Consider the following 20,200-nt stretch of genomic DNA (forward strand, 5'->3'; position numbering starts at 1 on the left):
ACGGGGATGGCGGCAATTTCCTGCACGCCGGGGCGTTTCCCCATTACATTATCCATGCCAGCGACTGAATCAAAAGACAGCCGCCAACAACATTACGGTGTTGGCCAACAAGCCAACGATCCAAATCACGGTTCGCCAAGGCGTCCAGCCCATTGCGTAGGCTGGAACATATAGGATGCGGGCGATCAAATAGATCCAGCTACAGGCCGCAGTGAGCCCGTTCGACTGGCCCGAAACCGTCACGACAAGCGCCGCAATTGCGAACAGAACCAACCCTTCGGTGTGGTTGCTGAGGGCACGGTGCAGACGCCCCGAAACCCCCGGTTTGTCAAAAGGGATATCTCGCGGGCCAACCGCAAGGCCAAGGTCAATCTTACCGTGCCCGGCAGCCAGGTAGACCACGAATTGCGCGACCCAAAGTAATGCGGCAAGGGTCAGGACGGTTAGTTCCGTGGTCATCCAGTGGTTCCCTTTGAGCAGTCGAAAGTCATCGCGTTACCCGTTCGTGCCGCGCCCCCAATGGGCAGGCGCAGCCTCATGCTTTCAGACAGGGTCCAGAACCTTGGTCTGGATATGCGCCACGCCACCACGTTCGTGGTGCATGGCCAGCTCTTCGGATTCGATGAAGCTCTGGGCCCGGTCGAGATCGGTGATCTCGAACAACGCGACCGCGTGGTCCTTTCGATCAGGGTCTTTCCAGATATGGAGGTCGCGGATGCCCGCGGCCTCCCTCATCGGTTTGTCTTCTTCGAACACCTTTAGCCAGACATCAAAATCTGCCACGTCAGCTTGCCAGAGTACATGTGTCGCCATGATTACAGATCCATCAGCAGACGGCGCGGGTCTTCCAGCGCCTCTTTCACACGTACAAGGAACGTCACGGCGCCCTTGCCGTCAACAATCCGGTGGTCATAGGACAGTGCCAGATACATCATCGGGCGGATCTTGATCTCACCATTGATGACCATTGGACGGTCCTGGATCTTGTGCATGCCAAGGATACCCGACTGCGGCGGGTTCAGGATCGGTGACGACATAAGCGAGCCATAGACGCCACCGTTCGAGATGGTGAAGGTGCCGCCCTGCATCTCTGCCATGGACAACTTGCCGTCGCGGGCGCGCTTGCCCTTTTCGGCGATGGCCTTCTCGATATCCGCGAAGGACATGCTGTCGGCGTCGCGGATGACAGGAACAACCAGACCTTGCGGCGTACCGGCGGCAACGCCCATGTGCACGAAATTCTTGTAGACGATGTCCGTGCCATCAATCTCGGCGTTGACTTCCGGAACCTCTTTCAGCGCGTGACAGCATGCCTTGGTGAAGAAGGACATAAAGCCCAGTTTCACGCCGTGCTTTTTCAGGAACAGCTCTTTGTATTCATTGCGCAGGCCCATCACCTCGGTCATGTCCACCTCGTTGAAGGTGGTCAGGATTGCCGCAGTGTTCTGCGCATCCTTCAAACGCTTGGCGATGGTTTGGCGCAGGCGGGTCATGCGCACGCGCTCTTCGCGGGCGGCATCCTGTGCTGCGACCGGTGCCCGAGGCGCTTGCGCCGGTGCCGGTGCTGCCGCCGCAGGTGCCGGGGCTGCAGCCGTAGTCGCTGCGCGGGCAACATCCTCTTTCATGATCCGCCCATCACGACCGGTGCCTGTGACCTGATCCGCGGACAAACCGGCCTCTGCCATAGCTTTTTCGGCGGATGGCGCGTTGGCGATGTCCTTGCCGGTGCTTGCTGCTGCAGCCGGGGTTGCCGCCGCAGCTGTCGGAGCAGCGACGGACCCTGCCGCTGCGCCCGAAATCACCGCCAGTTTGGCCGACGCCTCAACTGTTGCGCCTTCGGGGGCAACGATTTCTACCAGAACACCCGCAGCCGGGGCCGGAACCTCGACCGAGACCTTGTCGGTTTCCAGCTCACACAGCATCTCGTCCTGCGCGACGCTGTCGCCGACCTGTTTGAACCATGTCGAAACGGTCGCTTCGGTCACGGATTCACCCAAGGTCGGCACCATCACGTCAACACTGCCGCCAGACGCCGCCGGAGCAGCCGCAGCCGCCGGGGCTGGCGCGGCTACCGGGGCAGGAGCTGCGCCTTCACCTGCAGCGATGGTGGCCAGCAGAGCGTCAACGCCAACGGTTTCACCTTCGGCGGCGACGATTTCGCCCATCACGCCAGCGGCAGGAGAGGGGACTTCGACGGTGACCTTGTCAGTCTCCAACTCACACAACATTTCATCAACCGCGACGGCGTCGCCGGGCTTCTTGAACCATGTCGCAACCGTGGCTTCGGTCACCGACTCGCCAAGCGTGGGAACTCGAACTTCAATGGACATCGATTATTTTCCTTCAATGCTCAGCGCTTCGTCGACCAGCGCTTCTTGTTGGGCTTTGTGTTGGCTGGCCAGACCCGTCGCGGGAGAAGCCGATGTGGAGCGGCCGACATAACGCGGCCGTGTGTGCTTGGCGCCGATGCGGGTCAGAACCCATTCGATATTCGGTTCGATAAAGGTCCATGCACCCTGGTTCTTGGGTTCTTCCTGACACCAGATCATTTCGGCACCCTTAAAGCGCTCAAGCTCATTAATCAGCGAATGCGCCGGGAAGGGATAGAACTGCTCAATCCGCATCAGGTAGACATCATCGATGCCGCGCGCATCGCGTTCTTCGAGCAGATCGTAGTAGACCTTGCCGGAACACATCACCACGCGTTTGACCTTGTCGTCCTTGACCAATTTGGTTTCAGAGTTTCCGTGCTGTGCATCGTCCCACAACACGCGATGGAAGCTTGAACCAGTGGTGAACTCTTCTGCTGTGCTGACCGCCAGCTTGTGTCGCAGTAACGATTTGGGCGTCACCAAGATCAGCGGCTTGCGGAAGGTCCGGTGCAGCTGACGGCGCAGGATGTGAAAGTAATTCGCAGGGGTCGTGCAGTTGGCCACGATCCAATTGTCCTGACCACACATCTGCAGGAACCGTTCCAGACGCGCTGACGAGTGTTCAGGCCCCTGACCTTCGAAGCCGTGTGGCAACAGGCACACCAGACCGGACATGCGCAGCCATTTGCTTTCGCCCGAGCTGATGAACTGGTCGAACATGATTTGCGCGCCGTTGGCAAAATCACCGAATTGCGCTTCCCACAGGGTCAGTGCATTTGGTTCCGCCAGTGAGAATCCATATTCAAAGCCCAGCACCGCATATTCGCTGAGCATCGAGTCGATCACATCGTATTTCGACTGGCCCTCACGTATGTTGTTCAGCGGGTAGTACCGTTCTTCAGTTTCCTGATGTATGAAACCCGAGTGACGCTGACTGAACGTCCCGCGCGTCGCATCCTGCCCTGAAAGGCGCACCGGATAGCCTTCGGTCAGCAGAGAGCCAAAGGCGAGGGCCTCACCAGTCGCCCAGTCAAACCCTTTGCCGCTTTCGAACATCTGTTTCTTTTGATCCAAAAGACGCGAGACGGTACGGTGCACTGCGATATCGGCTGGTGTGTGGCTCAGCGCGTTGCCAATCTGCGCCAGCGTTTCCGGTTTAATTGCCGTGTCGCCGCGGACATATTCATCTTTGTTCTTGTCCAGATGCGACCAGCGTCCATCCAGCCAGTCAGCCTTGTTGGGCTTATAGTCTTTGCCCGCCTCGAACTCATCATTCAGATGCGCCTGGAAGGCGGCCTTCATATCCTCGATTTCGCCTTCGGGGATAAGGCCGTCTTTCACGAGACGCTCGGTGTACAGCGACAGCGTGGTCTTATGCGTCTTGATCTTCTTGTACATGATCGGGTTGGTGAACATGGGCTCATCGCCCTCGTTATGCCCGAACCGGCGATAGCAGAAGATGTCGATAACCACGTCCTTGTGGAACTTCTGCCGGAATTCGGTCGCAACCTTGGCGGCATGTGTTACAGCCTCGGGATCGTCGCCATTCACGTGGAAGATCGGTGCCTCAACCATCAGGGCGATATCGGTGGGGTAGGGGCTGGAGCGGCTGAAATGCGGCGCGGTGGTAAAGCCAATCTGGTTGTTCACCACGATATGCATCGTGCCGCCGGTCTTATGACCCTTAAGGCCGGACAGGCCAAAGCCTTCGGCGACAACACCTTGACCCGCAAAGGCCGCATCGCCGTGCAGCAGGATGCCCATCACCTTGGTCCGGTCTTCGTCACCCAACTGATCCTGTTTTGCGCGAACCTTGCCCAGAACAACCGGGTTCACAGCCTCAAGGTGGGAGGGGTTTGCAGTCAGCGACAGATGGACACTGTTGCCATTGAATTCACGGTCGCTGGACGCGCCGAGGTGGTATTTCACATCGCCGGAACCATCCACATCTTCGGGTTTGAAGCTGCCGCCCTGGAACTCGTTGAAGATCGCGCGATAAGGCTTGCGCATAACATTGGCCAGAATGTTCAGGCGGCCCCGGTGCGGCATGCCGATGACGATGTCGCTGACACCCAGCGCACCGCCGCGCTTGATGATCTGCTCCATCGCGGGGATCAAGGCTTCGCCGCCGTCCAGGCCGAAACGCTTGGTGCCCATGTATTTAACGTGCAGGAACTTCTCGAAGCCTTCGGCCTCGACCATCTTGTTCAGGATCGCCTTGCGGCCTTCCTTGGTGAACTGAATTTCCTTGCCGTACCCCTCGATCCGTTCCTTCAGCCACGCGGCTTCTTCCGGATTTGAGATATGCATGTACTGCAGCGCGAATGTGCCGCAATAGGTCCGTTTCACGATCTCGACAATCTGGCGCATGCTGGCCATCTGCAAACCCAGCACGTTGTCGATAAAGATCGGGCGGTCCATGTCGGCTTCGGTGAAGCCATACGTCCTGGGGTCCAATTCCGGGTGGGTGCTGGCGGCGCGCATGCCCAACGGGTCCAGATTAGCAGCAAGATGGCCCCGGATACGATAAGCCCGGATCAGCATCAGTGCCCGCAGACTGTCCAGAACCGCCCGTTTGATCTGGTCTTCGCTGACCTGAACGCCCTTGGCCTCGGCCTTGTCCTTAATCTTGTCGCCTGCCGCCTTGGCGTCGATTTCGGCCCATTCGCCCGTCAACGCGCCAGTCAGGTCATCCGTCGGCATCGGAGGCCAGTCGGTCCGAGCCCAGGATGGCCCTTCGGCCTCGCGCTGGACGTCCGGCGTGGCGTCGCCCATCGCCCGGAAAAAATCGACCCAGGCCGCATCTACAGCGTTCGGGTCCTTGGCGTACTGGGCATAAAGCTGCTCCAGATATTCAGCATTATGCCCCTGCATAAAGCTAGAAGCATGAAAGGCAGAATTGGGCGTATGTTCGGTCATTGGGCTACCTCATGTGGGTTGGGACCGTATTGATTGGTGCCTGGTTGGCTGGGGCGGGTCAGCCACCACAGAACCAGGAGGGGCGACACAAACAAAACAAGCAGTGTCGGGATCACGACCAGCAACGTGGCGCGGGTGAATAGGATGTCCAGATTACCGCCATGCTGGAAACTGGAGGCAAGGCCGATGCCGAAGAACAGAACCGCCCCGGCACCGAGGATCAGCAGGATCGGTAGCAAGGCAAAAAGCCCACTGCGCCCGGTGTCATGCATCCGTCGCCACGCGACGGCCAGATGCGGGATGAACACGATCAAGCCCACGATGCTTTGCACCGGCTGGTTGGACGTTGCAGTGACTTGTTTGATTTCATCGGTCTGTGTCGTGGCGACCTGTGTGAAGAACTGCCAGTCGATGATCCCGGCGATGACGTTCCAGATCACGATGAACAGGAAAAAGAACCAGTACTCGGGCCGCGAGGCACGACCTGAGAAGGTGAAAAACTTGGAGAAACAAGTGCGCATGGCGTCGGAGAAGGTCATGGGGTCACTCCTAACTCGGGCGCTCCGAAACGATTGCTTTGCGGATCTGATGCTACAAGCATCATGCCAATAACGTTGGCGGCAATTAGCGCGCTTGAGATAAATCCAACAAGGAGCACAATTGCTACTAGCACCAAAGCGAATAACCCCAGAAAAAGGATTCCGAAACCGCTACTGGTTAGCAGCACCAACCCGAGCCAGTACATCATCTGATAACCGAGCCAGAGAGTAATCAGAGGCATGAAAGGATAGAATGCCTGACGACCCTCCTCCCCAGTGTCTTGTAACCGGCGGCTCATGGCCGATAGCAGAGGAACAGATGCTACCATTACTACAAACAGTTGCCAGATGCCCAAAATCTCGGCGTTCTGCCAGTTAAGTTGTGTAATCGCTAACATCGGAAAGACCAGCGCGACCGGCGCAAACCACCAGAATTCTGAGCGTGTGGCTCTGCCGGAATAAACCAAGGTTTTCCGCAGTCCGGTCGATATAGCCTGCACTGGTCCCATCAATATTGACCCAACCGGTGAGCATTGCCGGGCAGCGCCCGACCCGCCTCGTTTTGCCGAAGGCAAACCAATGTTTTGGTGGGCGGGCGCATTGCACCCACCCTCGGGCCGGGCGCTGCCCTCAGAACATATACCCGGCCCTCGGTCACTTACCCAATCGCTTCCAGAACAGCCTCACCCAGCTGGGCAGGGCTTTCGGCCACGACGATACCGGCCGAGCGCATGGCTTCGATCTTGTCTTCGGCACCGCCTTTGCCACCGGCGACGATCGCGCCTGCGTGGCCCATGCGGCGGCCCGGAGGAGCCGTGCGACCCGCAATAAAACCAGCGGTGGGTTTCGAGCGGCCCTTCTTGGCCTCATCTGCCAGGAACTGCGCGGCTTCTTCTTCGGCCGAGCCACCGATCTCACCGATCATGATGATCGAGTGGGTTTCGTCATCGGCCAGGAACCATTCCAGCACGTCGATATGCTCAGTCCCTTTGATCGGGTCGCCGCCGATGCCCACGCAGGTGGACTGACCCAGGCCTACGTCTGTTGTCTGTTTCACAGCTTCATAAGTAAGCGTACCCGAGCGGGAAACGACACCCACACTCCCGCGTTTGTGAATGTGGCCGGGCATGATGCCGATCTTGCAGGCATCGGGCGTGATCACACCGGGGCAGTTCGGGCCGATCAGGCGTGACTTGCTGCCCTCTAGAGCGCGCTTCACCTTCATCATGTCCAGAACCGGGATGCCTTCGGTGATGCAGACGATCACTTCCATCTCGGCATCAATCGCTTCGAGGATCGAGTCTGCCGCAAAGGGCGGGGGCACATAGATCACGCTGGCGTTGGCTTCGGTCACATGCTTGGCCTCGTGGACCGAGTTGAATACGGGCAGGTCAAGATGGGTCATCCCGCCTTTGCCGGGGGTCACGCCGCCAACCATCTTGGTGCCATAAGCAATGGCCTGTTCGCTGTGGAATGTGCCCTGTGAGCCGGTAAAGCCCTGACAGATCACTTTGGTATTTTCGTCGATGAGGACTGCCATTTGGCATTCTCCTGTTTTAAGCGGGCCTGAGCCTGCCTGAATTCGTCGGAAAGGTGGGCAAATCCCACCCCACGGAATTGGGATTAGCCTTTGACGGCCTTCACGATCTTCTCGGCACCGTCTTTCAGGTTGTCCGCCGCGATCACGTCCAGGCCAGAGGTGTTGATGATCTCTTTGCCCTTCTCGACATTCGTGCCTTCAAGACGCACAACCAGCGGAACTTTGAGGCCGACTTCTTTCACCGCGGCGACAACGCCCTCGGCAATCACGTCACAGCGCATGATGCCGCCGAAGATGTTGACCAGAATGCCTTTGACCTGCGGGTCCGAGGTGATGATCTTGAACGCTTCGGTCACTTTCTCTTTGGTGGCACCACCACCAACGTCGAGGAAGTTGGCAGGCTCGGCGCCATACAACTTAATAATGTCCATTGTCGCCATCGCCAGACCGGCACCGTTCACCATACAGCCGATCTCACCATCCAGCGCGATGTAGTTCAGGTCGTACTTAGAGGCTTCAAGTTCCTTGGGGTCTTCCTCGGTCGTGTCGCGCAGCTCGGCAATATCCGGATGGCGGTAAACCGCGTTACCGTCAAAGCCGACCTTGGCGTCCAGCACTTTGAGGTCGCCCTTGTCGGACACGATCAGCGGGTTGATTTCCAGCATCTCCATGTCCTTCTCGACGAAGGCGGCGTACAGCTGGCTCATCAGTTTGACGCACTGTTTGACCTGCGCGCCCTCCAGGCCCAGCGAGAAGGCGATGCGGCGGCCATGATAGGGCTGATAGCCTGTTGCCGGATCGACCGAGAAGGACAGGATTTTCTCGGGCGTTGCCGCGGCAACCTCTTCGATGTCCATGCCACCTTCGGTCGAACACACGAATGAGATGCGGCTGGTCTGGCGATCCACCAGCAGGGCAAGGTACAGTTCACGCTCGATGCCGGAACCGGCTTCGATGTAGATGCGGTTGACTTGCTTGCCCGCAGGGCCGGTTTGATGCGTGACCAGCGTTCGGCCCAGCATCTTCTTGGCTTCCTCGGATGCTTCTTCCACCGACTTGGTCAGACGAACACCGCCTTTTTCACCGGCATCAGCCTCTTTGAAGGAGCCCTTGCCACGGCCACCCGCGTGGATCTGTGCTTTGACAACCCAGAGCGGGCCATCCAGCTCACCGGCTGCGGTTTTGGCTTCCTCAGCGCGCAGAACCGCGCGACCTTCGGAGACCGGAGCGCCATAGCTGCGAAGAAGCGCTTTGGCCTGATATTCGTGAATGTTCATCGAAACTGTCCTGTCTGACTGCGTTACACCGTTATAGGGGTGTCTAGGGGGCAAGTTTAAAGGGTTTTTTGACAGGGGAGCAGTTTTTCACGAAGATTTTCATTATTTGTGATCACGGTTTTTTTGGGTGTGATCACAAAATGCAATGAAGGTTGCCCGTTTGATTCGTCGTCGTTGACGGCCTTTAGAATAAAGAGAGAATTCAGCTAGCGCTAAACCTAGCCGGTCCGCCGAGATGGCGGATTCAAACGATTACATGGCATCTGTGCCGGGGAAATGTCGATTCAATGGCGCCGCAATCGTTCAAAGAAAAACCCGGCTCACCAAAGGTAAACCGGGTTCTGAATTACCGCTGAAGAGGGATCAGGCCAGCGAGCTGTCGATGCCCTTGCAAGCTTCGATCAGGCCTTTGACGGCGTTGACCGAATTGTCGAACCCGGCCTGTTCGTCTTCGTTCAGCTTGATGTCGACGATCCGTTCGACGCCACCGGCACCGATCACGGTAGGTACGCCTACATAGAGACCGTCAACTCCCAGCTCGCCGCTGCAGTATGCGGCGCAAGGCAGTACGCGCTTCTGGTCTTTCAGATAGGCTTCGGCCATTTCGATCGCCGAAGTGGCAGGCGCGTAGTAAGCCGAGCCAGTTTTCAGCAGGCCAACGATTTCGGCACCGCCATCACGGGTACGCTGAACGATGGCGTCCAACTTATCCTGCGTGGTCCAGCCCATCTCGACCAGATCGGGCAGGGGGATACCGGCAACGGTCGAATAACGCACCGACGGCACCATTGTGTCGCCGTGGCCGCCCAGAACAAACGCGGTGACGTCGCGCATCGAGACGTTGAACTCTTCCGACAGGAAGTGCGCGAAACGGGCCGAGTCCAGAACGCCAGCCATGCCGCAGACTTTGTTGTGCGGCAGGCCCGAGAACTCACGCAGAGCCCAGACCATCGCGTCCAGCGGGTTGGTGATGCAGATCACGAACGCGTCGGGCGCGTGGGCTGCAATGCCTTCGCCAACCGACTTCATGACTTTCAGGTTAATGCCCAACAAGTCATCGCGGCTCATGCCGGGTTTGCGGGCGACGCCAGCGGTGACGATGCAGACGTCTGCGCCTGCGATATCGGCATAATCGCTGGTGCCGGACATGGCTGCGTCGAACCCTTCCGAAGGGCCGGATTCAGCGATGTCGAGCGCTTTGCCTTGCGGCAGCCCGTCTGCGATGTCGAACAGGACTACGTCACCCAGTTCTTTGACAGCTGCGAGGTGCGCAAGCGTGCCGCCGATGTTCCCAGCGCCGATAAGCGCAATCTTGGGTCTGGCCATTTGGAAAATCTCCGGTCGGAATTGAAATCGCGGCTGTGCTAGTCGCTAAATGGCTTTCGCGCAAGTGTTCAGCGGCGCGGCATGCAACCGCATACCGTTTGCACTGCCTGTGCTGATTGCGCTAAACGGCCAAGGATACAGGCCGAAACCGGGGCGCTGCATGTTCGAATTGAACCTGATGTTTTTTGTTGTAGCGATCCCGGCTGTGATCTTTGCGGGTATTTCGAAGGGTGGCTTTGGCTCGGGCGTGGCCTTTGCGTCCTCATCGATTCTGGCGTTGATATTGGAGCCGGGGCAGGCACTGGCGCTGATGCTGCCGATTTTGATGGTGATCGACGTTGCAACTCTTGGGCCCTATTGGAAACGCTGGAGCTGGCCGGATTCGCGCCTGTTGATCCTTGGGGCCGTGCCTGGCGTGGCGTTGGGCGCATGGCTTTATCGCGCCACCGATGATGATCTGCTGCGCCTACTGATCGGGGGGATTTCCATTGGTTTTGTCGTTTGGCACGTCAGTCAATCCAAAGGCTGGGTGCGCGGCTTTACAAACAGACTGCCTGCCCCCGCCGGACTGTTCGCTGGACTGGTTGCTGGCTTCACCAGCTTTGTCAGCCATGCGGGCGGCCCGCCAGCCGCCGTTTACCTGCTGTCGCAACGCCTGTCGAAGACCGAGTTTCAGGCCAGCACTGTATTGGCCTTCTGGGTCATCAACATCACGAAATTTGTGCCTTACGCCTATCTTGGCCTTTTCACTTGGCACACCGCGTGGGCCGATCTGCTTTTGACACCATTTGCGATTCTTGGTGCCTGGCTGGGCGTCCGGGCGCATTTCATGCTGTCCGAGCGCCTGTTCTTTGGCATCGCCTATGTGCTGCTGACGCTCACGGGCAGTAAACTGATCTGGGACGCTTTGACCTGATCAGACGTTGGGCGGCAGGGCATCGGCGATCATTTCATAAGCCTGACCCGAGGCAACAAGGCAGGTCATTCCATCCGGCAATGTCACGGTGATCGTCCAGCTGCCGCTTTGGTCCGACGCATAGAGCTCCATCACCGCGCCTTGACGCGCGATGCCGATCCCCTGGCGCGTTTCGCCGTAAGTTTCGGTCAGCCGTTTTATCACCTCGTCACGTGGTGCGCAGTTGCGGGCGTGGGCCTGTTGCGCAGCCAGAACCATGATTCCGAGGCCCATCGTCATCTTCAGCAGTGTCTTGTGCATCTTTGACCCTTTTCGATTTCTTTTGCCGGTCAGGGTGCCGCCGTTGGACCGAAATCCGGTTAAAGGAACGCACGTTGCGTCGCAAATGCTGCGATGCGGCGATTTTGCGCTTGAACTTTCCGACAAAAAATGCCCCATTCCGCGCAACTTTATTTCTTCGGGAGAAGCCAATGGACTCGCGCCAGCGCCCCTATCGCTCTGTTCTCTATATCCCTGGTTCAAAAGACCGGGCGTTGGACAAGGCACGCACTTTGCCTGTGGACGCGATCATTTTTGATCTTGAGGACGCGGTTTCTGCTGATGAGAAGGGCAATGCACGCGAAACGCTTAAGGCGGCTCTGGCCGCGGGCGGTTATGGGGAACGGGTCAAGATCGTGCGCATCAACGGTCTGGATACCGAATGGGGCCGTGCTGACGCTGAGGCCGTGCGCGAGATGGATGCCGATGTGGTCCTGCTGCCCAAGGTGAATTCAGCTGCGGACGTGGACGCGCTGGCCGCGATTACCGGTGACCTGCCAATCTGGGCGATGATGGAAACCCCGCGCGGGATGCTCAACGCGGCCGAGATTGCCGCCCATCCGCTGATGGCGGGGTTTGTCATGGGTACAAATGATTTGGCGAAGGAGTTGCAAACCCGCTTCCGTCCGGATCGCCTGCCCTTGATGACTTCGCTGGGCCTGTGTCTGCTGGCCGCCAAGGCCGAGGGGCTGATCGTTGTCGATGGTGTCTACAACGCATTCAAGGATACGGAAGGTCTGGCCACCGAATGTGCGCAAGGCCGCGACATGGGTTTTGACGGTAAAACCCTGATCCATCCCGCACAGGTCGATGTCACCAACGCAGCCTATGCCCCGTCGGAGACCGAGATCGATCTGGCCCGTCGCCAGATTGCCGCTTTCGAAGAGGTTGAGGCGCAAGGACAGGGCGTTGCCGTGGTCGACGGCAAGATCGTTGAAAATCTGCACGTTGTAACTGCCCGCGAAATTCTGGCAAAAGCGGAGGCAATTACAGCTTTGCAAGCGGGGTAAGCCAGCATGGGCTTTGTTCTTCTCATTCTCGGTGTGGCACTTTGGTGGGCCGCGCATCTGTTCAAACGTGTGATGCCAGAGCGTCGCGCTGCGATGGGCGACGCCGGCAAGGGCGCGGTCGCGCTGGCCTTGGTGGCATCGATCCTGCTGATGATCTTCGGCTATCGCATGACCGATTTCATCTATGTCTGGGCCCCGCCTGCCTTCATGATTCACATCAACAACCTGCTGGTTTTGATCGCGATCTTCATGTTGAGCCCCGCCGGAACCAAGGGCCGTCTTCTGAACAAGCTCCGCCACCCGATGCTGGGCGGGTTCAAGCTGTGGGCTTTCGCGCATTTGCTGGTGAATGGGGATCTGGCCTCGATCATCCTGTTTGGCGGATTGTTGGCCTGGGCTGTGGTTGAGGTGATCGTAATCAACAAGTCTGAACCTGACTGGACGCCCGGTGAACCCGGCACCTATGGCAAAGACGCGATGTTCTTTGTGGCCTCGATCGTGCTGCTGGGTGTCATCGGTTACGTTCACGGGCTAGTCGGCCCGTCGCCGTTCCCCTCGTAAGGACCTGACATCATGGCAAAACTCTACCGTTTATTGACCGAAGAAGACACCTCGGCCTTCTGCCACAAAGTAACAGACGCATTGGCAAAAGGGTGGGATTTGTATGGCGACCCGTCCTATGCCTATGACGAAAACAGCCGCATGATGCGTTGCGCGCAAGCCGTGACCAAAGAGGTCGAGGCCGACTATTCACCTGACATGAAACTGGGACAGCAATAATGGCAAAAACCAATCCGGGCCGCTTTTTTGAGGACTATTCCATTGGTCAGGTGTTGCACCATGCCGTGCCGCGCACGGTGACCGATGGTGAGCGGGCGCTGTACCATGCGCTCTATCCGGCGCGACATGCGCTGTATTCCTCGGACGAATTCGCCCGGAATTGTGGTCTGCCGCAAAGTCCCATTGATGATCTGGCGGCGTTTCATGTCGTGTTTGGCAAAACTGTCCCGGATATTTCGCTGAATGCCGTGGCCAATCTGGGCTATGCCGAGGGGCGCTGGCTAAAGCCAGTCTATTCCGGCGATACCTTGCGCTCGGAATCCGAGGTTATTGGTCTCAAGCAGAACTCGAATGGCAAAACCGGTGTTGTCTGGGTGCGCACGCGTGGTCTGAATCAGCACGATGAAGTCGTCATCGAATATGTGCGTTGGGTCATGGTTCGGAAATCGGATCTGGATGCGCCCGCACCCGAGACTGTGGTGCCGGAACTGAAAAAGGCGCTGGATGCGAAGGATCTGATCGCGCCCGAGGGCCTTGATTTTACTCAGTACGATTTTGCTCAGGCTGGTGAGGCGCATCGCTGGGGCGACTATGAGATTGGCGAGACCATTGATCATGTCGATGGCGTCACGGTCGAAGAGGCCGAGCATATGCTGGCCACCCGCCTGTGGCAGAACACCGCCAAGGTGCATTTCGATCTGACCTTCCGTCCCGAAGGGCGGCTGATCTATGGCGGTCACGTGATTTCCATGGCGCGGACCCTGTCGTTCAACGGGTTGGCTAACGCACAGATGATCGTTGGCCTGAACGGTGGCGCGCATGCGAACCCCTGCTTTGCAGGCGATACGATCAAAGCCTGGTCCGAAGTTCTGGATAAGGTGGAAACTGCCATTCCGGGTGTTGGTGCGGTTCGCCTGCGGTTGGTCGCCACAAAGGGCGGCGTGCCGTTTGAGTTGAAAAACGAAGACGGTCGTTATCTGCCCAATGTTCTGCTTGATCTGGATTACTGGGCTTTGATGCCGATCTGATACTCGTGGTGACATTCATTTGATCGCGGCCAGCGCCAATCGTGCTAGGCTGTGGTCATGACATTGCTTCGCACAATAGCTGCCTGCGTCTGTCTGACGCCACCTGCATATGCTTGCGATTTGGCATTGGCGCTCGCTGTAGACGTCTCGGGGTCGGTCGATTCGACTGAGTATCGAATACAAATGGATGGCCTAGCAGCCGGTTTGCGTGACCCGATCGTGTCCGAGGCATTGGTGCGCGGGAAAGCCCGCGTGATGCTGGTGCAGTGGACAGGGTCCTCTCGTCAGATGGTCACCGTTCCGTGGACACATATAGACAGTTTCGAGGCAATTGATCAGTTTGCTGTGAAAGTGGCCAACGATCCAAGGGTCTGGCGCAACTTTTCCACCGCAATTGGCGAGGCGCTGGAATCGACCATGTCCTATTTCGATACGGTGTCGGATTGCAAACGCCACCTGATCGATATCTCTGGCGATGGGGTGTCGAACGAGGGGATTGAACCATCGGACGTACACAGAATTCTGCGGACACGCGGTGTGACGGTGAACGCGATTGCAATCGAAGAAAGCGAACCGGATCTGACCGCGTATTTCTTTGAAAATGTGATCGTGGGCGAGGGGGCGTTTGTCGTCTCAGCCTCAGGGTTTGCTGATTACCCCGAGCGGATTCGTAAGAAACTGCTGCGCGAGGTGACCCAGCAAACCGCTGATCTGAAATAGCCAAACAACAGAATCGGGTCTGTAGGCGCTAACATCATAAAGGATGGAAACTTTTTGTGATCACGAGCTTATTTTGTGTGATCACATAATGCAAATATCCGTCATTTTGCGTCAATTGTGAACTTTTTTGCATCTGCAGCACGTGACAGAACCGCAAAAAACAGTAAAACCTTCGGAAGCCAACCGTAAAGGAGCCAACATGGCCGATGTAAATCGGGGCAACCGCCCTCTTTCACCTCACCTCACGATCTACCGCCCCCAACTGACTTCGATGACATCGATCCTTGTGCGCATCACGGGTATTGCGTCGCTAGCGATCGCATTCTTTGTCGTCTGGTGGTTCCTGGCGGCGGCAACATCCGAAACGGCATTCAACTTCATCGATGTGCTGATGAGAAGCTGGCTGGGTGATCTGGTGATGTTCGCTGCGACCTGGGCGATCTTCTATCACATGCTGGGTCGTCTGCGTCACGTGATCTGGGATCTGGGGTATTGCGTAGATGTCGGTATCTCCGAAAAGATGGGGATCGGCATGCTGGTGTTGGCCACCATCCTCGCCTTCATCACGGCAATTGCGGTTTAAGGAGATTGGCCATGAATTACCTCACTGACCGCAAACGCGCGCAGGGTGCCGGTGCCGGAGGCGAAGGTACGCATCATCACTGGCAGATGATGGTAAGCTCGGCGGCACTTGTCTTTCTTGTACCGCTGTTTGTCTTCGTCTTCGCAAACGGATTGGGCAGGTCATACGAAGAAGTCCTGGTTTATTATGGCCGTCCCTTCCCGGCGATTGTGACCGGGCTGACAATGGTTGTCGTCATCATCCATCTGGTCCACGAAACTCAGGTCGCAATTGAAGACTATGTCCATGGTGTCGCAGAAAAGCTGAGCCTCATGGCCGTCGCGGCGTTTGGCTACACATTGATAGCTGCCGGGCTGTTTGCCCTGATCAAGCTGGCTCTGTGAAACGCGCGGTAAGGAAATAATCAAATGACAGCTGCATACGAATACGAAACACACGAATATGACGTGGTTGTTGTCGGCGCTGGCGGCGCTGGTCTGCGCGCCACGCTGGGCATGGCAGAACAAGGTCTGCGCACGGCATGTGTCACGAAGGTGTTTCCGACACGCTCGCACACGGTTGCCGCGCAGGGCGGAATCGCCGCATCTCTGTCCAACATGGGCCCGGACCACTGGCAGTGGCACATGTACGACACCGTCAAAGGCTCGGACTGGCTGGGTGACACCGACGCGATGGAATACCTTGCGCGTGAAGCCCCAAAGGCTGTGTACGAACTGGAACACTATGGCGTGCCGTTCAGCCGGACTGAGGAAGGCAAGATCTACCAGCGTCCCTTCGGCGGTCACACCACCGAGTTTGGTGAAGGCCCGGCCGTGCAGCGGACCTGTGCGGCTGCTGACCGGACCGGTCACGCAATCCTGCACACGCTGTATGGTCAGTCGCTGAAGAACAACGCTGAATTTTATATCGAATACTTCGCCATCGACCTAATCATGTCCGAAGACGGGCAGTGTCAGGGCGTTGTCTGCTGGAAGCTGGACGACGGAACGATGCATGTCTTCAACGCCAAGATGGTTGTGCTGGCGACAGGCGGTTATGGCCGCGCCTATTTCAGCGCAACATCGGCCCACACCTGCACCGGTGATGGTGGCGGCATGGTGGCCCGCGCGGGTCTGGCCCTGCAGGATATGGAATTCGTTCAATTCCACCCGACCGGCATCTACGGCTCTGGCTGCCTGATCACCGAAGGCGCGCGTGGTGAGGGCGGTTACCTAACCAACTCCGAAGGCGAACGGTTCATGGAGCGTTATGCGCCCCAGTACAAGGACCTCGCGCCGCGTGACTACGTCTCGCGGTCGATGACAATGGAGATCCGCGAAGGCCGTGGCCATGGTGACGGTGGCGACCACATTCACCTGAACCTCAGCCACCTGCCGGCCGAGGCGCTGGCCGAACGTCTGCCAGGTATTTCGGAATCGGCACGCGTTTTTGCGGGCGTAGACGTCACCAAGGAACCGATCCCGGTTCTGCCGACCGTGCACTACAACATGGGCGGCATTCCAACCAACTATTGGGGTGAGGTTCTGAACCCGACCGCTGACAACCCGACGGGCGTTGTCCCCGGATTGATGGCTGTGGGTGAAGCAGGCTGTGCCTCGGTTCACGGGGCGAACCGTTTGGGCTCGAACTCACTGATCGACCTCGTAGTGTTTGGCCGCGCTGCTGCAATCAAAGCGGGCAAGGTTGTGGATGCCGAGGCACCGAACCAGGTGCTGAATCAGGCGTCCGTCGATAAGGCGTTCGACCGCTTTGACGCGGTACGTAATGCCAGCGGTGCAATCGCTACCGCCGATCTGCGTCTTGAGATGCAGAAGACCATGCAGGAAGACGCAGCGGTCTTCCGGACAGCAAAAACCATGGCCGAGGGCGTCGACAAGATGACGGCGATCGCCGCCAAGATGGACGACCTGAAAGTCAGCGACCGCTCGCTGGTCTGGAACAGCGACCTGATGGAAACGCTGGAGCTGACCAACCTGATGCCAAGTGCGTTGGCCACGATTGTCGGCGCCGAGGCGCGTAAGGAATCTCGCGGCGCGCACGCGCATGAAGATTTCACCGAGCGTGATGATGAGAATTGGCGCGTTCATACGGTGTCGCGTGTTGATGGCAACAAGGTTGATCTCAGCTATCGTCCGGTCATTGCCGATCCGCTGACAACCGAAGCCGAAGGCGGCATCAGCCTGCAGAAAATCGCGCCCAAAGCGCGGACGTTCTGATGTCGTAAAACCTAAAGACGCGACAGAGACCGAGAGGCGACGCGGTGATTAGTATCGTTGAGAGAAAAGGACCATACGCACTCAAAGACTGTGGAACCCGTTTCTGCGGCCCCGCCAGTGTCGATGTGCGAGCATGAGTAATTTTTCCTCAAACGAATACTGGACCAATCGTTACGCGCAGGGCAAAAACTCTGGCGCTGGGTTTTATGGCCGGTTGGCGGTTTACAAGGCCAATTTCATCAACACCCTAGTCGAAGTTGAAGACGTACAATCGGTTGTCGAATTGGGCAGTGGCGATGGCAATCAGGCAAGCCTTTTTGATATCCCTCAATTCACAGGTCTGGATATCTCGGAAGACTGCGTGCGCAAGTGTAATGCCCAATTCAGCGAGCGTTCAGGCTGGACGTTTCTTCCGGCAGATGCGGACGTCGAGCCGCACGACGCTGCATTGTCCCTGGACGTCATTTATCATCTGGTCGAAGACGAAGTTTTTGAGGCCTATATGCACCGGCTGTTTTCTTTGGCAAAACGGTTTGTGGTGATTTATTCGTCCGATTTCGTCTTTGACCCAAACAACGCTCATGTGCGCCATCGCGAGTATTCGAACTGGGTCGCAGACCGGTTCTCAAATTGGAAGATGTATTGCGGTGAGACAAACCCGTTCAATCGGGACGGCCACGGCAATTCCCGCAGATACAGTTTCGCTTCGTTTAAAGTTCTCGAAAGGTTGAGTGATGGCGGTTAGAGCACATATGGCCTCGTACCCTTTACGAGAAAAAATGTTGCTGCAGGCGGTGCGCTCGATTCTTGATCAAGTCGATATGCTACACTTGTGCATGAACGACTGGAAAGAGGTTCCGTCGGAATACCAGGATCATCCCAGGGTATCTGCATTTGTGCCCGAGGAAGATCAAAAAGACGTCGGCAAGTTTGTAACGACCCCAGATCCAGATGATATCGTTTTTTTGGTCGACGACGATTTGATCTACAGCGATGATTATGTTCAGCGCATGGTCAAATGCCTGGGAAACCACGACGCTGACAAAGTGGTCATCGGCACGCATGGATCCACTTATTCCAGTACGGCTCCGGAAAACGTTCATCAAAGAACGGCAATTAAATTCGGCCAGCCGCTGCAAAACATGCAGCGTGTGGACCAACTGGGAACAGGTGCATTGGTTGCCCTTGGCCGTAACATTGCGCCTTACGAGTACATGAAAACCAGCCAAAAATTCGTCGATGTGCGTTATGCGCGTTGGTTGTATGAAAACGGCATTGAAAGCTGGGTCATCGATCGCGAGGACTGGGGATTTGTCCGGCGCGTGCCCACCGAAGGTGAGCACGAAACAATCTTCAAGACCTTTACCAGAAAGACGCCCCAAGCGGTATTGGATGAAATTGCGGTTTTTGCCGCGCGTGTGCAGGTGACGCGTTAACGGACGACCGCATCTAGGCCAATTCAGACAACGCGCGTTTCAGGTCGCCGGATATTCGGTGCGGTCTGCGTTCAACCGCAAAGTCGAGACAGGCCTGACGTTTTTCGGCCAGTTCCTCATCGGACATGCTGAGCACACGCATCATCATGCGGATCAAGCCTCTTGGGTTCTGCGCGGGATAGAGCAGATCATGACAGGCCTCTGGTGTGGTATGCTTGTGCGCATCAATGTCGGGGCCGATAATTGGCAAGCCAAAGGTCTGCGCCAGCATTGCCGTTCCCGAGGTAAAAGTGGTCGTCGACGGCAGCATGTATGCATGCACATTTGAGAACACTTGGGCTATTTCGGAATCAGGAATTCGATCAGGAATAACCGTAGTATTTCGGTTTGATCGCATGCGGCGCATCAGGCGGCGGCCGGACGGATACACCCGCCCGACGACTGATACCTGAAAGTCGTGCCCGCGATTGGTCATTTTTTTTGCGGCATCTTCCAGCCGTTCCAATTCACGGCTGCCCCGCATTGTTCCAAAGCTTAAGAAATGGGTGCGCTCGCGCAGAGGAAGGGGGCGTTTCAACGTTTGCTCTGACGGTTCGTAAACACCAAGATAGCTCGGATGCGGAATGAGGCGCAGTTTATCCGGGTCAGTGCCATATTCATCAATCATATGTTGCCGGGCATGGGGCGTGTGAACGTGAATCAGGTCGACAATTTCCGCTAATTCCCGGCGGTTATTGCGGAAGTAATCTGTCTTGACTCCTTCGGAATGCGCGAACTGATTGTGAATGGTCCAGATCACGCGCCCGCCATTGGCCTGGTATTGTCTCATGCCGTCACAGGTAGAACGAAAATCAGAAGCCTGCGCTTCCGTTTCCGGCTTGGGGAACAACCGGTCGTCCCAATGAATATGAATGATGCTTTGATCGGGTTGAAAATCAGCCCTTGCAAACGCGGACAAAGGAGCGCTTCTGGAAGCAATCAAGCAGAACTCTGGCTTACAGGCCGAATACAGCATGTTCTGGTAGGGGTTCTTATTGCCGTAAGGTATGTTGACAACATTAATCGGCATTCACTGTCCTGAACTCAACTCGTTTCTTCAGCGGCACGATCCTTGTGCGCCGCGGGGATTTTGTGGTGAACTTGCCCAATTTTCTTGGGTGTTTTCAAGGTTAAAAGGTTGGCTTTCCGGCCTGCCGAGTATATCTATACGCAGGATTTTA

22 protein-coding genes are annotated in these 20,200 nt (G+C 57.0%); 11 read left to right on the plus strand and 11 right to left on the minus strand.

The genetic code is table 11. The features are described 5' to 3' along the window. Positions 1-69: 69 nt before the first annotated feature. From AC2FJE_RS14515 to mdh, 9 genes are all read right to left on the minus strand, one after another. Complete coding sequence (locus tag AC2FJE_RS14515; protein WP_058278796.1) at positions 70-459, minus strand: MAPEG family protein; 390 nt, start codon at positions 457-459, stop codon at positions 70-72. An 84-nt stretch (positions 460-543) separates the two neighbouring features. Further along, entirely contained in the window at positions 544-813 is a 270-nt protein-coding gene (locus tag AC2FJE_RS14520; protein ID WP_058273540.1) for a hypothetical protein, read from the minus strand. 2 nt (positions 814-815) lie between these two features. Next, positions 816-2,330: a 2-oxoglutarate dehydrogenase complex dihydrolipoyllysine-residue succinyltransferase gene (odhB, locus tag AC2FJE_RS14525; protein WP_496756449.1), complete on the minus strand. Its 1,515-nt coding sequence runs from the start codon at positions 2,328-2,330 to the stop codon at positions 816-818. 3 nt (positions 2,331-2,333) lie between these two features. Further along, positions 2,334-5,291, minus strand: coding sequence for a 2-oxoglutarate dehydrogenase E1 component (locus AC2FJE_RS14530; protein ID WP_058278793.1), 2,958 nt, complete (start codon positions 5,289-5,291; stop codon positions 2,334-2,336). Beyond that, a complete protein-coding gene (locus AC2FJE_RS14535) occupies positions 5,288-5,830 on the minus strand; it encodes a DUF805 domain-containing protein (RefSeq protein ID WP_282120106.1) in 543 nt (180 codons plus the stop codon). The genes AC2FJE_RS14530 and AC2FJE_RS14535 overlap by 4 nt, the downstream gene beginning before the upstream one ends. Beyond that, positions 5,827-6,339, minus strand: a complete 513-nt coding sequence (locus AC2FJE_RS14540) for a DUF805 domain-containing protein (RefSeq protein WP_282120107.1) — start codon at positions 6,337-6,339, stop codon at positions 5,827-5,829. The genes AC2FJE_RS14535 and AC2FJE_RS14540 overlap by 4 nt, the downstream gene beginning before the upstream one ends. A gap of 149 nt (positions 6,340-6,488) precedes the next feature. Continuing rightward, on the minus strand, positions 6,489-7,370 hold the full coding sequence (gene sucD / locus AC2FJE_RS14545) for a succinate--CoA ligase subunit alpha (RefSeq protein WP_058273535.1): 882 nt from the start codon (positions 7,368-7,370) through the stop codon (positions 6,489-6,491). Positions 7,371-7,453: 83 nt separating this feature from the next. Beyond that, a complete protein-coding gene (sucC, locus tag AC2FJE_RS14550) occupies positions 7,454-8,647 on the minus strand; it encodes an ADP-forming succinate--CoA ligase subunit beta (protein WP_058278788.1) in 1,194 nt (397 codons plus the stop codon). A gap of 363 nt (positions 8,648-9,010) precedes the next feature. After that, positions 9,011-9,973: a malate dehydrogenase gene (mdh, locus tag AC2FJE_RS14555; RefSeq protein WP_058273532.1), complete on the minus strand. Its 963-nt coding sequence runs from the start codon at positions 9,971-9,973 to the stop codon at positions 9,011-9,013. 160 nt (positions 9,974-10,133) lie between these two features. Between mdh and AC2FJE_RS14560 the strand changes: the two genes are divergently transcribed. Then, positions 10,134-10,889, plus strand: a complete 756-nt coding sequence (locus AC2FJE_RS14560; protein ID WP_058273684.1) for a sulfite exporter TauE/SafE family protein — start codon at positions 10,134-10,136, stop codon at positions 10,887-10,889. Here the strand turns inward: AC2FJE_RS14560 and AC2FJE_RS14565 are convergent, their stop codons facing one another. Continuing rightward, positions 10,890-11,189 carry a hypothetical protein gene (locus tag AC2FJE_RS14565; RefSeq protein ID WP_282120109.1) on the minus strand — a complete coding sequence of 100 codons (300 nt, stop codon included), beginning with the start codon at positions 11,187-11,189 and terminating at the stop codon, positions 10,890-10,892. A 170-nt stretch (positions 11,190-11,359) separates the two neighbouring features. Between AC2FJE_RS14565 and AC2FJE_RS14570 the strand changes: the two genes are divergently transcribed. From AC2FJE_RS14570 to AC2FJE_RS14615, 10 genes are all read left to right on the plus strand, one after another. Then, entirely contained in the window at positions 11,360-12,217 is an 858-nt protein-coding gene (locus AC2FJE_RS14570; protein WP_496756445.1) for an HpcH/HpaI aldolase/citrate lyase family protein, read from the plus strand. A gap of 6 nt (positions 12,218-12,223) precedes the next feature. After that, positions 12,224-12,778: an NnrU family protein gene (locus AC2FJE_RS14575; protein WP_496761084.1), complete on the plus strand. Its 555-nt coding sequence runs from the start codon at positions 12,224-12,226 to the stop codon at positions 12,776-12,778. 12 nt (positions 12,779-12,790) lie between these two features. Further along, positions 12,791-12,997, plus strand: coding sequence for a DUF1737 domain-containing protein (locus AC2FJE_RS14580; protein ID WP_496756438.1), 207 nt, complete (start codon positions 12,791-12,793; stop codon positions 12,995-12,997). After that, positions 12,997-14,025, plus strand: coding sequence for a MaoC family dehydratase (locus tag AC2FJE_RS14585; protein ID WP_496756436.1), 1,029 nt, complete (start codon positions 12,997-12,999; stop codon positions 14,023-14,025). Before AC2FJE_RS14580 ends, AC2FJE_RS14585 begins: the two co-directional genes overlap by 1 nt. A gap of 57 nt (positions 14,026-14,082) precedes the next feature. Next, positions 14,083-14,745 carry a DUF1194 domain-containing protein gene (locus AC2FJE_RS14590; RefSeq protein WP_496756433.1) on the plus strand — a complete coding sequence of 221 codons (663 nt, stop codon included), beginning with the start codon at positions 14,083-14,085 and terminating at the stop codon, positions 14,743-14,745. Between the two features lie 199 nt (positions 14,746-14,944). Further along, positions 14,945-15,328: a succinate dehydrogenase, cytochrome b556 subunit gene (gene sdhC, locus AC2FJE_RS14595; protein WP_496756429.1), complete on the plus strand. Its 384-nt coding sequence runs from the start codon at positions 14,945-14,947 to the stop codon at positions 15,326-15,328. Positions 15,329-15,339: 11 nt separating this feature from the next. Further along, entirely contained in the window at positions 15,340-15,711 is a 372-nt protein-coding gene (sdhD, locus tag AC2FJE_RS14600) for a succinate dehydrogenase, hydrophobic membrane anchor protein (protein ID WP_496698770.1), read from the plus strand. A 24-nt stretch (positions 15,712-15,735) separates the two neighbouring features. Beyond that, entirely contained in the window at positions 15,736-17,544 is a 1,809-nt protein-coding gene (gene sdhA / locus AC2FJE_RS14605; protein ID WP_496761085.1) for a succinate dehydrogenase flavoprotein subunit, read from the plus strand. Positions 17,545-17,677: 133 nt separating this feature from the next. Further along, the gene (locus AC2FJE_RS14610; protein ID WP_496761086.1) at positions 17,678-18,289 is read left to right on the plus strand and encodes a class I SAM-dependent methyltransferase; all 612 of its coding nucleotides are present in this window, start codon (positions 17,678-17,680) and stop codon (positions 18,287-18,289) included. A 34-nt stretch (positions 18,290-18,323) separates the two neighbouring features. Then, positions 18,324-18,980 (plus strand): glycosyltransferase family protein, encoded by a 657-nt coding sequence (locus AC2FJE_RS14615; RefSeq protein ID WP_282169800.1) that lies wholly within the window; start codon positions 18,324-18,326, stop codon positions 18,978-18,980. A gap of 13 nt (positions 18,981-18,993) precedes the next feature. Here AC2FJE_RS14615 and AC2FJE_RS14620 read toward each other — a convergent pair whose 3' ends face one another. Further along, positions 18,994-19,995: a glycosyltransferase family 4 protein gene (locus AC2FJE_RS14620; protein WP_496761087.1), complete on the minus strand. Its 1,002-nt coding sequence runs from the start codon at positions 19,993-19,995 to the stop codon at positions 18,994-18,996. Positions 19,996-20,200: the final 205 nt, after the last annotated feature.

The sequence above is a fragment of the Ruegeria sp. CDSC002 genome, assembly GCF_059610905.1.

Excerpts from the sequence above, each read along its gene's own strand:
- AC2FJE_RS14560 (WP_058273684.1), top strand. The coding sequence starts at position 10,134 with ATGTTCGAATTGAACCTGATGTTTTTTGTTGTAGCGATCCCGGCTGTG.
- odhB (WP_496756449.1), bottom strand. The coding sequence starts at position 2,330 with ATGTCCATTGAAGTTCGAGTTCCCACGCTTGGCGAGTCGGTGACCGAA.
- sucD (WP_058273535.1), bottom strand. The coding sequence starts at position 7,370 with ATGGCAGTCCTCATCGACGAAAATACCAAAGTGATCTGTCAGGGCTTT.
- AC2FJE_RS14530 (WP_058278793.1), bottom strand. The coding sequence starts at position 5,291 with ATGACCGAACATACGCCCAATTCTGCCTTTCATGCTTCTAGCTTTATG.
- sdhA (WP_496761085.1), top strand. The coding sequence starts at position 15,736 with ATGACAGCTGCATACGAATACGAAACACACGAATATGACGTGGTTGTT.
- AC2FJE_RS14565 (WP_282120109.1), bottom strand. The coding sequence starts at position 11,189 with ATGCACAAGACACTGCTGAAGATGACGATGGGCCTCGGAATCATGGTT.
- mdh (WP_058273532.1), bottom strand. The coding sequence starts at position 9,973 with ATGGCCAGACCCAAGATTGCGCTTATCGGCGCTGGGAACATCGGCGGC.
- AC2FJE_RS14540 (WP_282120107.1), bottom strand. The coding sequence starts at position 6,339 with ATGGGACCAGTGCAGGCTATATCGACCGGACTGCGGAAAACCTTGGTT.
- sucC (WP_058278788.1), bottom strand. The coding sequence starts at position 8,647 with ATGAACATTCACGAATATCAGGCCAAAGCGCTTCTTCGCAGCTATGGC.
- AC2FJE_RS14620 (WP_496761087.1), bottom strand. The coding sequence starts at position 19,995 with ATGCTGTATTCGGCCTGTAAGCCAGAGTTCTGCTTGATTGCTTCCAGA.
- AC2FJE_RS14575 (WP_496761084.1), top strand. The coding sequence starts at position 12,224 with ATGGGCTTTGTTCTTCTCATTCTCGGTGTGGCACTTTGGTGGGCCGCG.
- AC2FJE_RS14590 (WP_496756433.1), top strand. The coding sequence starts at position 14,083 with ATGACATTGCTTCGCACAATAGCTGCCTGCGTCTGTCTGACGCCACCT.
- AC2FJE_RS14615 (WP_282169800.1), top strand. The coding sequence starts at position 18,324 with ATGTTGCTGCAGGCGGTGCGCTCGATTCTTGATCAAGTCGATATGCTA.
- AC2FJE_RS14520 (WP_058273540.1), bottom strand. The coding sequence starts at position 813 with ATGGCGACACATGTACTCTGGCAAGCTGACGTGGCAGATTTTGATGTC.
- AC2FJE_RS14580 (WP_496756438.1), top strand. The coding sequence starts at position 12,791 with ATGGCAAAACTCTACCGTTTATTGACCGAAGAAGACACCTCGGCCTTC.
- AC2FJE_RS14610 (WP_496761086.1), top strand. The coding sequence starts at position 17,678 with ATGAGTAATTTTTCCTCAAACGAATACTGGACCAATCGTTACGCGCAG.
- AC2FJE_RS14570 (WP_496756445.1), top strand. The coding sequence starts at position 11,360 with ATGGACTCGCGCCAGCGCCCCTATCGCTCTGTTCTCTATATCCCTGGT.
- AC2FJE_RS14585 (WP_496756436.1), top strand. The coding sequence starts at position 12,997 with ATGGCAAAAACCAATCCGGGCCGCTTTTTTGAGGACTATTCCATTGGT.
- AC2FJE_RS14515 (WP_058278796.1), bottom strand. The coding sequence starts at position 459 with ATGACCACGGAACTAACCGTCCTGACCCTTGCCGCATTACTTTGGGTC.
- sdhC (WP_496756429.1), top strand. The coding sequence starts at position 14,945 with ATGGCCGATGTAAATCGGGGCAACCGCCCTCTTTCACCTCACCTCACG.
- AC2FJE_RS14535 (WP_282120106.1), bottom strand. The coding sequence starts at position 5,830 with ATGACCTTCTCCGACGCCATGCGCACTTGTTTCTCCAAGTTTTTCACC.
- sdhD (WP_496698770.1), top strand. The coding sequence starts at position 15,340 with ATGAATTACCTCACTGACCGCAAACGCGCGCAGGGTGCCGGTGCCGGA.